15 protein-coding genes are annotated in these 14,023 nt (G+C 43.1%); all 15 read right to left on the bottom strand.

The genetic code is table 11. From position 1 onward, the window contains the following. Positions 1-132 precede the first annotated feature (132 nt). A complete protein-coding gene (locus FD12_RS03080) occupies positions 133-501 on the bottom strand; it encodes a DUF3899 domain-containing protein (protein ID WP_056981625.1) in 369 nt (122 codons plus the stop codon). After that, positions 501-1,481 carry a ribose-phosphate diphosphokinase gene (locus FD12_RS03075; RefSeq protein ID WP_056981623.1) on the bottom strand — a complete coding sequence of 327 codons (981 nt, stop codon included), beginning with the start codon at positions 1,479-1,481 and terminating at the stop codon, positions 501-503. Before FD12_RS03075 ends, FD12_RS03080 begins: the two co-directional genes overlap by 1 nt. A gap of 79 nt (positions 1,482-1,560) precedes the next feature. After that, positions 1,561-2,937 (bottom strand): bifunctional UDP-N-acetylglucosamine diphosphorylase/glucosamine-1-phosphate N-acetyltransferase GlmU, encoded by a 1,377-nt coding sequence (gene glmU, locus FD12_RS03070; RefSeq protein ID WP_056981621.1) that lies wholly within the window; start codon positions 2,935-2,937, stop codon positions 1,561-1,563. Positions 2,938-2,960: 23 nt separating this feature from the next. Further along, positions 2,961-3,779, bottom strand: coding sequence for a pur operon repressor (purR, locus tag FD12_RS03065; RefSeq protein WP_186825936.1), 819 nt, complete (start codon positions 3,777-3,779; stop codon positions 2,961-2,963). Positions 3,780-3,877: 98 nt separating this feature from the next. Further along, on the bottom strand, positions 3,878-4,681 hold the full coding sequence (locus FD12_RS03060; RefSeq protein ID WP_056981619.1) for a metal ABC transporter permease: 804 nt from the start codon (positions 4,679-4,681) through the stop codon (positions 3,878-3,880). Beyond that, complete coding sequence (locus FD12_RS03055; RefSeq protein ID WP_056981617.1) at positions 4,674-5,357, bottom strand: metal ABC transporter ATP-binding protein; 684 nt, start codon at positions 5,355-5,357, stop codon at positions 4,674-4,676. Before FD12_RS03055 ends, FD12_RS03060 begins: the two co-directional genes overlap by 8 nt. Positions 5,358-5,503: 146 nt before the next feature. Continuing rightward, a complete protein-coding gene (gene ispE / locus FD12_RS03050; RefSeq protein ID WP_054747260.1) occupies positions 5,504-6,355 on the bottom strand; it encodes a 4-(cytidine 5'-diphospho)-2-C-methyl-D-erythritol kinase in 852 nt (283 codons plus the stop codon). Between the two features lie 132 nt (positions 6,356-6,487). Beyond that, positions 6,488-6,736, bottom strand: a complete 249-nt coding sequence (locus FD12_RS03045) for a Veg family protein (RefSeq protein WP_054747263.1) — start codon at positions 6,734-6,736, stop codon at positions 6,488-6,490. Between the two features lie 97 nt (positions 6,737-6,833). Continuing rightward, a complete protein-coding gene (gene rsmA / locus FD12_RS03040; protein ID WP_082622148.1) occupies positions 6,834-7,724 on the bottom strand; it encodes a 16S rRNA (adenine(1518)-N(6)/adenine(1519)-N(6))-dimethyltransferase RsmA in 891 nt (296 codons plus the stop codon). After that, a complete protein-coding gene (gene rnmV, locus FD12_RS03035; RefSeq protein ID WP_054747265.1) occupies positions 7,717-8,283 on the bottom strand; it encodes a ribonuclease M5 in 567 nt (188 codons plus the stop codon). Before rnmV ends, rsmA begins: the two co-directional genes overlap by 8 nt. Next, complete coding sequence (locus FD12_RS03030; RefSeq protein WP_054747267.1) at positions 8,280-9,056, bottom strand: TatD family hydrolase; 777 nt, start codon at positions 9,054-9,056, stop codon at positions 8,280-8,282. Before FD12_RS03030 ends, rnmV begins: the two co-directional genes overlap by 4 nt. Before the next feature lie 73 nt (positions 9,057-9,129). Then, complete coding sequence (gene metG, locus FD12_RS03025; RefSeq protein WP_056981614.1) at positions 9,130-11,157, bottom strand: methionine--tRNA ligase; 2,028 nt, start codon at positions 11,155-11,157, stop codon at positions 9,130-9,132. Positions 11,158-11,442: 285 nt separating this feature from the next. Then, positions 11,443-12,288, bottom strand: a complete 846-nt coding sequence (locus tag FD12_RS03020; RefSeq protein WP_054747269.1) for a DUF72 domain-containing protein — start codon at positions 12,286-12,288, stop codon at positions 11,443-11,445. Positions 12,289-12,309: 21 nt separating this feature from the next. After that, positions 12,310-13,026: an NAD-dependent protein deacylase gene (locus tag FD12_RS03015; protein WP_054747271.1), complete on the bottom strand. Its 717-nt coding sequence runs from the start codon at positions 13,024-13,026 to the stop codon at positions 12,310-12,312. 23 nt (positions 13,027-13,049) lie between these two features. Further along, positions 13,050-14,021: a hypothetical protein gene (locus tag FD12_RS03010; protein WP_056981612.1), complete on the bottom strand. Its 972-nt coding sequence runs from the start codon at positions 14,019-14,021 to the stop codon at positions 13,050-13,052. Positions 14,022-14,023 lie beyond the last annotated feature (2 nt).

Genomic DNA, 14,023 nt, shown 5'->3' with positions numbered 1-14,023 from the left:
AAACCAGTTATTCCAACATCAGGAATAACTGGTTTTTCTTGTTAAATTCTGGGATCAAATCGCCTTTCGTCCCAGTCTGCTTTTTTGACTTAAATTCTGGGATCAAAGCACCTTTCGTCCCAATTTACTTCTTTAAATAATCGTGAGTATAATTCCCAAAGCAATTAGCAAACCACCCGTGGCAATACAAAAACGAGCGTATTTGTTAACTTTAATAGGTTGATTTTTAATCGATGCAACATCTTTTGCTTTAGGATGCTTGGGGTCATTCTCTGATTCCAAATCCGTTTTTTTCTTTTTTGGAATAAACCGCCAGCCAGTGAATAGGTGGCCGGACCCGACAACGAAAATTGATGCCAAGACAGTTAAAAATAACCCCAGCAAAAAGTCTGCGTTACCTAATGCAATCTTTGGGACACCAAACAGAACTAATAGTAAGTTGATCACTAAAATACCAACAACACAAGTTGCCGTTATATGCGTTTTGAGCTTTTCAACCATTAACCCTTATCACCACGAAATCTATTTCTAAAGAGTGGACTCACCGGCTTGTCTTCATTGATCCGTTTAATGGCATCACCAATCAACGGCCCAACAGAAACTTGCTGAATCTTGTCCAATTGCTTTTCCTTTGGTAACTGAATGGTATCAGTCACCACCAGCTGCTTGATCGGTGACTTTTTAATTCGTTCAATTGCCGGACCTGACAATACTGGATGGGTACAACATGCATAAACTTCAGAGGCTCCTGCATCCATTAGCGCTTGGGCACCAAGCGTGATTGTCCCAGCAGTGTCAATCATATCATCAATCATTAAACAACGTTTACCTGACACATCACCAATGATGTTCATAATTTCAGCAACGTTGGCTTGAGGACGACGTTTGTCAATAATGGCAATGGGCGCCTTTAAAAACTCAGCCAATGCCCGAGCCCGAGAAACTCCGCCGTGATCAGGAGAAACCACGACATCATCACTCCCGAACCCTTGCTTGATAAAATGATCGGCTAGTAATGGGGCCCCCATTAAATGATCGACAGGGATATCGAAGAAGCCTTGGATCTGGGCAGCATGAAGATCGAGTGATACGACCCGGTCAACACCATCTTTTTGAAGCATATTTGCAACTAACTTGGCGGTAATTGGTTCACGTGATCGGGCCTTTCGATCCTGACGTGCGTAACCATAGTAAGGAATCACAACATTAATCGTTCCCGCACTGGCTCTTCTTAAGGCATCTACCATGATTAATAGTTCCATTAAATTATCGTTCACAGGAGCTGAAGTTGATTGGATGATAAAGATATTATCACCACGAATACTTTCTTCGATGTTAATCCTGATTTCACCATCACTAAACCGGTCAACGGAGGTCTTACCAAGCGGTACACCAACTGTTTCGGCGATTTTTTCCGCTAATGGCCGGTTAGAGTTTAACGCGAAAATTTTAAGTTTAGAATCAAAATATTGCTGAGACATATGATCCTCCCATACGTTTTATTAGTTCAATTCGCTTTCCCACATTGATTATACAATGTTTTCGCTAAAAATTTCAGCGTTAATCCTTTTGATATGGTAATTTTTTGAAATAGCCGGGTTTATTGGTCTGCCTACTACGGGCAATCGCCATGTCGTATTGATTAACTTGGCGGTTAATCGTTGACCCGGCAGCAATAAATGAGTGATCAGCTACTTCAAGCGGTGCGATTAAATTGGAGTTGCTTCCAATAAAGGAATCATCACCAACAGTGGTTTCATGCTTGTGAGCGCCATCGTAATTGACGAAAATCACGCCACAGCCCACATTGATGTTCTTACCAAGTTTGGCGTTACCAACATAGGTCAAATGACCGACTTTGGTGCCTTCACCAATCGAGGCCTTCTTAACTTCAACAAAGTTACCAAGATGAACATGCTTGCCAATCATTGCTTGAGGACGCAGGTGACTATTAGGACCAATATCTGAGTGGTCCATCATTTCAGACTGCTCGATTAACGAAGAAGTGACCGTGACATGATCGTGAATAATTGAATCACGAATTTCAGAATTAGCGCCGATATAACAATCTTCACCAATCACCGTCTGTCCTTTGAGCTGGACACCTGGTTCAATAATCGTGTCTGAGCCAATCTTGACATCGCTATCGATATAGGTCCGCTCAGGATCGATCATCGAAATACCGTCTTTCATGTGCTGACGGTTAATCCGACAACGCATGATTTTAGTCGCCGTTGCGAGTGCCAAGCGATCATTGACACCCATTGTTTCGTCAAAATCAGCCATCTTGTAAGCAGCAATTGTTTCACCTTCTGCCTTCAAGATTTCAATGACGTCGGTTAAATAGTACTCGCCTTGCGCATTGTGATTGTTAATCTTGTGGAGTGCTTCGAACAGGGCCCGGTTGTCAAACACGTAGACACCGGTGTTAATTTCATCAATCGCCTGCTCTTCTTTAGTGGCATCCTTTTGTTCAACAATTTTTTCAACAATTCCCAAATCATTGCGCACGATCCGGCCATAACCAGTTGGATTTGGTGCTTTGGAAGTCAAAATGGTGACTTTGGCCTTTTTATTTTGGTGATAAGTAAATAAATCTTCAAATGTTTTGGTCGTAAACAGCGGGGTATCTCCGCTGACAACCATCGTCATTCCGTCTAAATGACCTAAGAGCTGCTCTGCCTGCAAAACGGCATGACCAGTCCCAAGCTGTTTTTCTTGAACGACATACTGAGTACGATCACCCAAGTTATCGCGAACTGCATCGGCACCGAATCCCACAACGGTTACAATATTGTCCATGTGAGCACCTTCAACGGCGGTCAGCACATGATCAACCATCGTTTTACCGCATAGGCGATGGAGCACCTTATACAGCTTGGATTTCATTCGGGTACCTTTGCCAGCTGCTAATATGATTGTATTCTTTGTTGCCATTATCAATGTCTCCCCAATGCATTCTAATTAAAAATCTTGTCTAGATAATTTCCTGGTTGTGAAATAACCGTGTTGTCTTTGGCGTCAACCCGCATCAATGACGTGTAATTGCCAATTGAGCGACCGTTTGGCGCGGTGCTTTCAGCAACGACTCCCACGCCAATCAAATTCGCGTCAAACTCTTCAACCATCGAAATCATCCCGCCAACTGTGCCACCACCACGCATATAATCATCAACGATCAGCACGTTGGAATCCGGTTTGAGGCTTCGTTTGGATAACGACATCTTTTCAATCCTGGTAGAAGAGCCGGATACATAATTCACATTAACCGTCGAGCCTTCGGTGATTTCAGTATCATGTCTCACGATCACAAACGGGACGTTTAAGAAATCGGCGACACTTTGAGCAATTGGCACACCCTTGGTTGCAATGGTCATGACCGCATCCACATCTTGATTAAGATATTGAGTGGCAAAAACCCGCCCAATTTCTCTTAAGGTCGCTGGGTTGCCCAGTAAATCAGACATATAAACATAGCCACCCGGCAAATACCTGGTGTTGGAAGACATCTGTTCAATCAGGTGATTAACGACCTGGACAGCCTCTTCTTTTAAAATATAGGGCAAGAACCGGGTTCCCCCGGCAGCACCAGGAATGGTTTCAAGCAAGCCAGTCCCCCTGGCTTGAAAAGTTCGTTTCAAAATTGTTAGGTCTTCACTAATTGAAGACTTGGCAGACCCATACCGTTCAGCAAAAAACGTCAACGGGATCAACGTATGGGGCCGTTCAAGCAAGTATCTGGTCATGTCAATCAACCGATCGCTTCTTCGTACTTTCAAAAATTCCACCTCTACTTTATGTAACATATACTAAAATCTTATCATAAATGTTCGTCTTTAGGGGAATATATAGAAAAATATAATAAATTTAAACTGTTTTATTTGCTTTTGCTCCGAATGAAGTTGTAAAACAATGAAATCCCATAAATTGCTGCTTCAATTGAAGAAATGAAGAAAGTAACCGGCCAATTTGTGAGATACCCCAAATACAGGCCAACCCAAACACCGAATAACGCAAACCCAACTGCCAAAGCCATCATCTGAAGAACCGTGTGCGCAAAGTATTTAGCACTGGAAGCCGGCAACGTCAATAAAACGAAAATCAATAAGGAGCCAACAATTTGGGCTGCCACACTGACATTAAAGGCCAACATAATCAAGAAAATGATTGAAATGATGTTGCGATAAATGTGGTTTGTTTGAGCGCCAACCGGATCAAACGAATCATCTTTTAGGTTTCTGAAAATTAACAGTAAGACCACCAACACTAAAATCGATAATGCCGCCATTTGAATAACATCTTGGCGACTAATCCCAATCACACTTCCAAACAAAATGTTGGTTGCATAACTGGAATTCTTTTGGGACAGCGACAAAAACAAAATTCCCAAGCCAATAAACAGTCCCGAAATAGCACTAATGACTGATTCCCGCCTTGATTCAACTGCTCCGCTTAATTCACCAACCATGATTGAACTAACGGTCGTAAACGCCAGCATCCCATTCAATGGTGTCCAGCCGATGAAAATCCCAAACGCAGCTCCGGCAAACCCAATTTCTGACAAAGTATGGGTCATGAATGGCATATTCCTGGCAACCACGAATACCCCCATCATCCCACTGACAATCGCGATCAAGGTCCCAGCCAAATAAGCGTTTTGCATAAACTCAAAACTAAACATATTGTCCCTCCTTGTTTTCATTGTGCAGATCTTCAATTGGTCCGGATTCATAATGTCCCTTTTTCAACCACAAGTAATGATCAGGATATTCGTGAATCATCTGCATATCATGAGAAACAAATAGGATCGTTAACCCGGTTGTTTTGTTGAGTCGGAAAACAACATCGAGCAACTCTTTCTTAGTGTTAGGATCGAGGCTGGCAGTGGACTCATCCAGGATTAATAGGTCAGGATGGTTGATTAATGCCTGAGCGAGATACGCCTTCTGCTTTTCACCGCCTGAAGCCAAACCCAGTGGCCGGTCAGCAATATGTTCGAGACCAACTTGATGAATCACTTGATGGACCCGCGTTCGTTCTTTCTTCGATAGCCAAGGCAGCTTGAGCCCCGTAAAATTTAAGGCAACAAAGTCCTTGATCGCAAGTGGATACTCAACATCGATATTCCGAAACTGGGGAACGTACCCAATTCGAACCCCATCTTTGATGACAACTTTACCTGCAGACGGATGCAGTTGGCCTAAAATCACCCGCACCAAGGTTGTCTTGCCAATCCCATTTTCACCGATCACGCCAAGAAAATCCCCCCGGTTGACCTGAAAGCTGAGTCCAGATAACACTGGGTGATTGGGAAAACTTAGCGATAAGTCTTCAACTGAAATTAATGTGTCACTCAAATGAATACCTCCAACAATTATTGTAAAAAGTAATAATTACTATTTTAGTTTAGAGTAAATCACAATTTTGTCAATCCGCAAATGCATAATTAAAGGGTTGCTTAACCAAAACGATGCATTCTGCTTTGGTGCAACCCTATTTTTACTCAACACGTTGGCTGAGCAACATAAACTTCATGGCAAAATCCTGAAATACTATTATAAATCCGTCGGGCACGGGATTCGCTGTGGCAAACCCCAAAAACAGTCGGTCCACTGCCACTCATCTGAGAACCGTCCGCGCCATATTTTAGCAAACGATCCTTAATGACTTGAATCTGGGGATGACTCGAGGCGGTAATCGGTTCCAACGTGTTCCCTAAATTCGCAACAATTTGCGCGTAATCTGATTGCTCAATACCTTCAAGTAAGCCTTCAATGTTGGGATGATCAACTTGGGTGTAACGTAACCGGCGTAAAATTCGCGGCGTTGATACACTGACATTGGGTTTGGCAAGCACGAACCACATTTTGGGTAGCGGCCGCAATGGCGTCACAATTTCTCCTCGGCCACTCACCAACGCGGTTCTTCCATACACACAATACGGCACATCAGAATCAATGGCGAGCCCCAACTTTGCCATTTCCTCTAATGAAAGTTGGGTATCAAACATGTCATTCAGTCCCCGCAAAACGGCAGCAGCATCTGATGACCCGCCACCTAATCCGGCCGCAACTGGGATGTTCTTTTCGATTGTAATGTTGAGGCCGCTGGTGACGCCGGTTCGCTTCAAAAATAAATGGGCTGCTTGATAAGCAAGGTTCCTCTTATCATTCGGTAAAAAGCCGCTATCAGAAATAATTTGAATTTTTGAGGAAGTGGTTGTTTCAATCTGCACGTGGTCGCTGAGGCCGATGGAAGTCATGACCATCCGCCACTCAATCGCGCCGTCGGAGTGGGCAAATGGCGTATCAAGGCCCAAGTTCAGCTTTGCCGGAGCCCGAACCATCATTTTCATCTGCGCCACCCCCTTACAATTTACTTATTATTATCAAAATTATACTAAATAATGGTCTAGTTGTCAGTGGCTATCACCGAAAAATGGCAAAATAAAAAGGCCATCCGGCCCCCAAAAGATTGATACGAACTCTTAGCTTACTTGAGCGGCATCAAAATCTACCTCAATATTCTTGGTTAAAATATCGGTATAGCTATAAGAAACGCGTTCAAAGCTAGATTTCCCTGGATCTAACTCCACAACAAACACAGCTGGAAAAGTTTCTTTCAAAATCCCATGACGTTTTGTTGTTTTTCTTCGACCTATTTGCGAAGTCACCAAAACGTGTTGACCGATATGGTCGTCCATCTTATGCTTAATCACTGACAGCGTAACTGGCATCCAAATCACCTCACGATAAGTCATTATACCACGTGAGTTATGAAATCGCAAATTTTACCACAAACAACTTTCACTTTCAACTACAAAAGTTTAAAGATTAGTTTAAGATACCATTGTCATGAAAGGCATTCGCTAACTGGACAAACTGATCAATTGTCAGCTGTTCTGAACGGGCACCGGGATCAATTTGGACCTCCGTTAACACTTTAGTAATAGCGCCCTTGGCTTCGTCAGTCTTGCCAAAAAAGCCTAACAGATTATTCCAAAGTGTCTTTCGTTGGTGCATAAAGCATCCCCGGACAAATCCCGCAAATCTTTTTTCATCGAAAGGAACGGTTTCCTTAGCTTTTTTTTGGGTGAGCTTAACGATTGCGGAGTCAACGTTTGGCTGAGGAATGAACGCCGTTCTGGGAACAATAAATGAAATTTCAACGTTATTCATTTCTTGGACAATCACTGACAAGGAACCATAAGGCTTGGTACTTGGGACGGCAGTCAGTCGTTCCGCAACTTCTTTTTGCATCATGACCACAATGGCATCAAATTTAAGATCGCCTGCCAAGAGATTCATCACAATTGGCGTTGTAATGTAATATGGCAGATTGGCAACCACTTTCAGTGGATGTTTCCCCGTAAACCGTTCTTTAACCACTTGAGGTAAATTTGCCTTCAGAATATCCTCGTTAATAATCTCAATATTGTCATAGGGTGCCAAAGTCTCTTGCAATACCGGCAGCAGGTTTTCATCAATTTCAAAACCAAGGACTTTATGGGCAGCCTTAGCTAACTGTTCCGTTAACCCACCGATTCCAGGACCAATTTCAATCACGTCGTCATCACTGGTAATTTCAGCGGCTTCAACGATGTTGTCCAAAATGTTAAGATCAACCAAGAAATTTTGGCCAAGGCTTTTTTTAGCAGACAGCCGGTAACGGTTCAAAATTGCCTGGGTCCTCGCAGGACTGGCAATTGCAGGGTATTCAGTCATTTTTATTATCTCCATCAATTTGTCTAAGGGCAGCCAGAAATTGGTCATGCGTGATACCAAACATTCGCAGGCGATGCTGCAGCTGTTTGCCATTGACATAGCCAATTCCTAAAATTTCACCCAACTTCTCTCGTCGTCGTTTGGCATCTGGATTGCCCATCAAGCCGTCTTGAATCAATTCAGCTCGTGAAATGAGTTCAGCAGCCGAATCATCCTCCGTATAGACTCGGCTAAGGGCCTGGCGAATTGATTCAACGCTGGCGTGCTCAACTCCCAAGGATCCCACAGAACGGTTCGGAACGCCCTGCTTCTTGGTAATAAATGCATGCTTCACATTCGGAACTTCTGCCGCGATTGTTTTGCGAATCTTTTCACCCGAAAAGTCGGGGTCAGTAAACACAATCACGCCACGGGTTTTGGCCAGCTCGGAAATCAGATCCAGGGTTTCTTGGGGAATGGCCGATCCACGGGTTTCGATTGTGTCGGCGTCAACTGCTTGACGAATTCTTTTGGTGTCATCCTTGCCTTCAACGACGATGACTTCTTTAATCTTTTTCATTTGTCCTCAATTCCAAATAATTTCAAGGTATTTTCGTAAGTGTGGGCTGCGATCACTTCTGGATTGACATCACAGAAGCGGGCAATCGCCTCCACGGTATAAAGGGTATAGGCGGGCTCATTTTGTTTGCCTCGCAACGGTTCCGGGGCGAGATAAGGGGCATCGGTCTCCACTAACATACTATCAAAGGGGGTCTGACGAACCGCCTCGTGGATTTCTTTGGTTTTCTTAAAACTGGCAACCCCACTATAAGAGACCAGCATCCCCAAGTCGAGAAATTTTTTCAGCCATTCCGAGTCACCGTTAAAACTATGCATGACCCCCCGAATGCCAGAAACGTCCATTTCCTTGAGAATATCATAAGTATCCTCAAACGCGTCTCGGTTGTGAACCGAAATTGGTAGATGCAGTTGTTTAGCAATGTCAATCTGGCGTTTAAAGATGTCCTTTTGAATGTGCCGAGGTGAAGTCGTTTGATGATAGTCCAAACCAATTTCACCGAGCGCAACAACCTTGGGGCTTTGAAGCTGTTCAATCAGCAATTTTTCCTGTTCTTCATGATAGTAGATCGAATCTTCAGGGTGCCAGCCAATGATCGAATACATATCTGGATAGTGAGCAGCCAGCTCTAGGGAGCGGTCATTCAGTGCCTGATTGGAGCCAACGTTTGCCAGTTTGACAACCCCTAAGTTTTGAGCATGCTTGAAATACCTGGAGGCTTCCGGATAGAGTGTTTCATCGTTTAAATGCGTATGGGAATCAAAAATTTTCATTTAGTTACCTCAAAATTGTTAATAACAAAAACAGACCGTTTCCAAAACATCTGAAAATCGGCCCATTTGATTTCTATTCCAATGTCATCCCGTTTTCAAAGTGTGGGTTGATCGTGACCAATTCAACATTGCCATCTTTATCCTCAACAGATAACAACATGCCTTGACTGACTTGACCACGCATCTTTCTTGGCTTCAAGTTAGAAACGATGATGACTTTTTTGCCAACTAAGGACTTGAAATCAGGGTACCACTGGGCAATCCCTGACAGGATTTGACGGTCACCATCATCACCGGCATCCAATCGGAATTGGAGCAGCTTATCGGCACCTTCCACCTTATTGACATCCTTAACTTCAGCGACTTTTAACTCAATCTTTTCGAAAGCCTCAAACCGAACTTCCTTTTTAGTCAGGTTGAGATTAGTTTCTTCAGGATCAAAATGGCTTTCTGCAGCAGCTTTCATTGCAGATCTTCCCTTAGCCTTATCAGTTTTGGTCATCTGTTCCTTGATGAAATTAACTTCGTCATCAACTTCAACCCGAGGGAAAATCGGTGTCCCCTTTGAAACTGTCTGACCACCGGCTGGAAGTGCCATGAAATCAAGATTCTTCAAATCGATTTCTTCGGTCAATCCGAGTTGAGTAAATATCTCTTGGGGTGCATGGGTCATGATCGGACTTACTAATTCAGCGATCACTCGCAGGCTAGCAGCCAAATGAGCCATGACCGAGTCCAATTGCGCTTTATCATCAGGATTCTTAGCTAATTTCCAAGGCTCTGTCTGATCAATATACTTATTCGACTGAGCAACTAATTTCCAGACTTCACTTAAGGCATCTGAAAAATGAAGGTCGTCCATCAGTTTCTTATAATTGGCAATAACCGTGACGGCGGTATCCTCAAGCTCGCTATCAAAATCGGTAACCCCTGTTTTGACTTGAGGGAGAACGCCACCTTCATACTTGTTAATCATCGAAACGGTTCGATTAAGTAAATTACCCAGATCATTGGCCAAATCGTAATTCAAACGATCGACAAAATCTTCAGGCGTAAAGAGGCCATCATTGGCGTACGGCATTGCCCGCAGCAAATAATAACGAAGCGCATCTAATCCATAACGATCAACTAACGTTTCAGGATAGATCACGTTGCCTTTTGACTTGGACATTTTGCCGTTCTTCATTAACAACCAACCGTGACCAAAGACCTTCTTAGGCAATGGTAATCCCAGTGCATGTAAAATAATTGGCCAGTAAATTGTGTGGAAACGGACAATTTCTTTTCCAACCATTTGAACGTTGGCGGGCCAATATTTCTTGAAGTTGCTGTCATCTTTTCCGTCATAACCAAGCGCAGTGATATAGTTGGTCAGCGCATCAATCCAAACATAGACAACGTGCTTTGGATCCGATTTGACAGGCACACCCCAACTAAAAGTTGTCCGCGAAACCGCCAAGTCTTCCAATCCAGGTTCAATAAAGTTTTTGATCATTTCGTTCATTCGAGCTGCTGGCTGGATGAAATCAGGGTGATCTTTATAGTACTGGAGCAGCCAATCGGCGTACTTACTCATTTTGAAGAAGTAAGACTGTTCGTGAACCAATTGAACTTCGTGACCACTAGGCGCCTTTCCGCCAATCACTTTACCATTATCATCACGATAGACTTCGGCGAGTTGGCTTTCGGTAAAGTACTCTTCGTCAGAAACAGAATACCAACCCGTGTATTCACCTAAATAAATGTCACCTTTATCGAGTAATTCCTGAAAAATGTCAGCAACTGCTTTTTCATGGTAATCATCGGTTGTCCGAATAAATTTCGTATTTGAAATTTCAAGCTTTTTCCATAATTGCTTAATTGTGGCAGCCATTTTATCAACATAATCTTGAGGAGACATCCCCAGTTGTTCCGCTTTTTGTTCGATTTTTAGGCCGTGTTCATCGGTCCCAGTCAAGAAGAACACATCATAACCCATGGCACGTTTATAACGCGCTTCAGCGTCACAAGCAATGGTGGTATAAGAATTTCCAATATGTAATCTTCCTGATGGATAATAAATTGGTGTCGTAATATAAAATGTTGGCTTACTTTCTGTCATGAAAGTACCTCTTTTCCAAACTGATAATCTTAATAATTACAATCAAGTATAGCAAACAACAGCGTGCGAAAACAAGCAGTTTTGCAACGAACATCAGCCCGTCTGGATGACGGTTTGTTTCCGCCCACTTTCATAATCGATCGACAAGCAAACACAATCTGGATTCTTTGATCCACTGAACAGTCCAGTCCTCCAAATATCAAGCTAAGTGTAACCGGCTCGTATGCAATTTTCAGCGTGAAAGCTTTATTTATTCCAACTGATACCCACTTGTGGATTTGCATTTTAAAACAAATCCATTTGCAATGGTGACAGCCCATTAAACGAAATGCCCAGCATTTTCTGCAATTCCAGTGCATTATCGGCCGCATCACCACCGGAATTATTATTGAAGATCACACAAACCTCTTTGGTCTGTTGTGCCAACTTTTGAACCGTGTTGGCAAAATCTTGAAGTTCGTCGGTTGAATAACGATATAGTGTTCGCTGACTGCGCCAATCTTTTGATCGTTCAGACCAGCCCTTCACGTTGCGACCATGAAGGCGTAAGATACACAATTCGTCGCTGGTGACAATCGGCTCAAAGGGCACTCCCATGTTGGTCGTGTGCGGTTCGTCAACAGCCACTAGGCTCATCCCAAGTTCTTTGAGATAACCAGCCACATCCCGGGTGATCTCGGGTCCATACCAGCTTGGATTGCGGAACTCCACTGAGATGGGATACCCCGCCATGAACGTGTGGATCCGCCGCAGATACTCGATTGCGGCAACTCCTCTTGAAAAATAGGGCGGAAATTGAAACAACACACTTTTGAGTTGATGAGCTGCCATTAATGGGGCCACCGCCCGTTTATAATCATTAAAAACAACTAATCGCTGCTGATTATCAATGGGATCTTCGCTACCCTGATCATGCAACGTCATCACTTGGTTAGCTTTTAAAACAAATTGAAAGTTATCGGACACTTGCTGTTGCCAATGTTGGATGACCTCAATTTTAGGAACAGCGTAAAAAGGGGTATCCAACTCAACTACCGGAAAGTGGGCACTATATTCAGTTAGGCGAAGCTTCCGGTTCTCATGAATCAGAGATGGATGCTCCGAAAAAGTTGTTAATCCTATTGTGATCAAGATTTACACCCCTTCTCGACCCTAAGCGTTCACTTTCAGATCCTTGAAGAAATCAACCGCATTTTCTTTAATCATGGTAAATGGAAACGAGAAACTCAGTTGTTCTTCATTGATGGCCAAGACAGTTGCGTTAGCAGAACGATAATCGATTAACCCTGCAAACGGATAAACCCGCATGGAGGTACCAACGATGACAATCAAGTCAGCATTAGACACGGCACTGACACTCTGAGAAATCGCACTTGGATTTAAGCCCTCACCGTATAACACAATGTCTGGCCGCAAGATACCACCACAATTTCGATGATACATGCTAGTTAGATATTCTTTATAATCAACCTTCTTGCGACATTTCTGGCAATAAACGTTATACAGATTCCCATGAAATTCAATGAGATTTTGGGTGCCGGCTTTTCGATAAAGACTGTCAATGTTTTGGGTGACAACAGTGGCATCTTTCTGTTGAGTGAAGGCCGCCTGCTTCTCATGAATCACATTTGGTTTAGCATCCGGGTAATACATATTTTTCTTTTCATACTGGTAAAAGACCTTGGGTTCATCCCTCAAACAGTCTAAACTCAAATAATATTCGGCTGGCCGATTAGATTTATCATTGGTGTACAACCCACCTTTTGAGCGATAATCGGGAATTCCAGAAGCAGTGGAAACCCCTGCACCAGTTAGAAACACAATCTTTTTAGCATCGTCAAATTCTTGTTGAATTTTCTTATCAATCATTGTATTCCTCCTATTTTTGTTAATTACTGTCTAATAATATAAGGCATTTTGAGCTCGTCAAACAACTCTTTGACAGTTTTGTCATAGACATCTTTGAAGAATTCTGGATTGTCTTGATCACCCTTTGGATTGGCAATGACAAAGGAATTTTGGTCATCAACCCGGTTAAAGCCAACATAGGCCTTGGTGTTACTGTTAACTTCGATCAATTCAGAATGGTAGACTTCAAACAATTGTTTGACTTTCAAACCTAATTGGCGTTCCGACAGCACACTCGTCAATGTCGTAAACTCGGTATTATGAAGCGCAGGCAATTCCCAGTCTTTCAATTGGGCGTCGAAGGCCTTGAATAGCTTTACGACATTTCGTCTCAACCCAAATGGAGAATCCGTTGGTTTGTCGGTGATTAATGCGTATAACTTTTCAGCAGCTGCATACGAAACCGGGAAATCTTTTTTCAGTTTATCCGCCACTGTTGATAACTTGTCACCATAAAAGGCCATGGCATCCAGCAACGTTGTCAGGCGTAGCATCATTTCATCATCCAAGGGATCTGGCTCAGGCTTGATGGTGGCATAAATCCCTTTCATGTACATTTCTTCAATATCGTCATTGATCAGACCATGCTTACGCTGCTCAGATACAACCACAAAGTGGGAAACGATGTCATAGAGTTCAGTCCCCATCATTTTTAACTGCTCATCTAACTTGTCTTGCCCAGTCGTCAATGAGTAAAAGACTTGTGGGAAGCCGCGCAATACCATTAATAAGTGAAGCAATTCGTGTGACGCCGTGTAGTTTGGGGCACTTAAATCCGCAATTTGGATAATGACATTTTTGCCATCCTGAACTGCTTGAGCCTGATCATGTCGAACATAACCGGATTGCAATTTACCAATAAAGGTCACGGTAATTGTACCGGGGAAAAGACTATTCACGGCGTTGATCAAGTCTTGGACCTGGTCATTTAATTCGATATTAATACTGTTGTCCATAA

This window comes from Lentilactobacillus rapi DSM 19907 = JCM 15042 (assembly GCF_001436255.1).
Lineage (GTDB): Bacteria > Bacillota > Bacilli > Lactobacillales > Lactobacillaceae > Lentilactobacillus > Lentilactobacillus rapi.
This window is presented reverse-complemented; position numbering and strand designations above follow the sequence as displayed.

Excerpts from the sequence above, each read along its gene's own strand:
- FD12_RS03010 (WP_056981612.1), bottom strand. The coding sequence starts at position 14,021 with ATGGACAACAGTATTAATATCGAATTAAATGACCAGGTCCAAGACTTG.
- FD12_RS03080 (WP_056981625.1), bottom strand. The coding sequence starts at position 501 with ATGGTTGAAAAGCTCAAAACGCATATAACGGCAACTTGTGTTGTTGGT.
- metG (WP_056981614.1), bottom strand. The coding sequence starts at position 11,157 with ATGACAGAAAGTAAGCCAACATTTTATATTACGACACCAATTTATTAT.
- FD12_RS03075 (WP_056981623.1), bottom strand. The coding sequence starts at position 1,481 with ATGTCTCAGCAATATTTTGATTCTAAACTTAAAATTTTCGCGTTAAAC.
- rsmA (WP_082622148.1), bottom strand. The coding sequence starts at position 7,724 with ATGACTGAATACCCTGCAATTGCCAGTCCTGCGAGGACCCAGGCAATT.
- FD12_RS03045 (WP_054747263.1), bottom strand. The coding sequence starts at position 6,736 with ATGCCAGTTACGCTGTCAGTGATTAAGCATAAGATGGACGACCATATC.
- FD12_RS03015 (WP_054747271.1), bottom strand. The coding sequence starts at position 13,026 with ATGATTGATAAGAAAATTCAACAAGAATTTGACGATGCTAAAAAGATT.
- rnmV (WP_054747265.1), bottom strand. The coding sequence starts at position 8,283 with ATGAAAAAGATTAAAGAAGTCATCGTCGTTGAAGGCAAGGATGACACC.
- FD12_RS03030 (WP_054747267.1), bottom strand. The coding sequence starts at position 9,056 with ATGAAAATTTTTGATTCCCATACGCATTTAAACGATGAAACACTCTAT.
- FD12_RS03060 (WP_056981619.1), bottom strand. The coding sequence starts at position 4,681 with ATGTTTAGTTTTGAGTTTATGCAAAACGCTTATTTGGCTGGGACCTTG.
- glmU (WP_056981621.1), bottom strand. The coding sequence starts at position 2,937 with ATGGCAACAAAGAATACAATCATATTAGCAGCTGGCAAAGGTACCCGA.
- ispE (WP_054747260.1), bottom strand. The coding sequence starts at position 6,355 with ATGAAAATGATGGTTCGGGCTCCGGCAAAGCTGAACTTGGGCCTTGAT.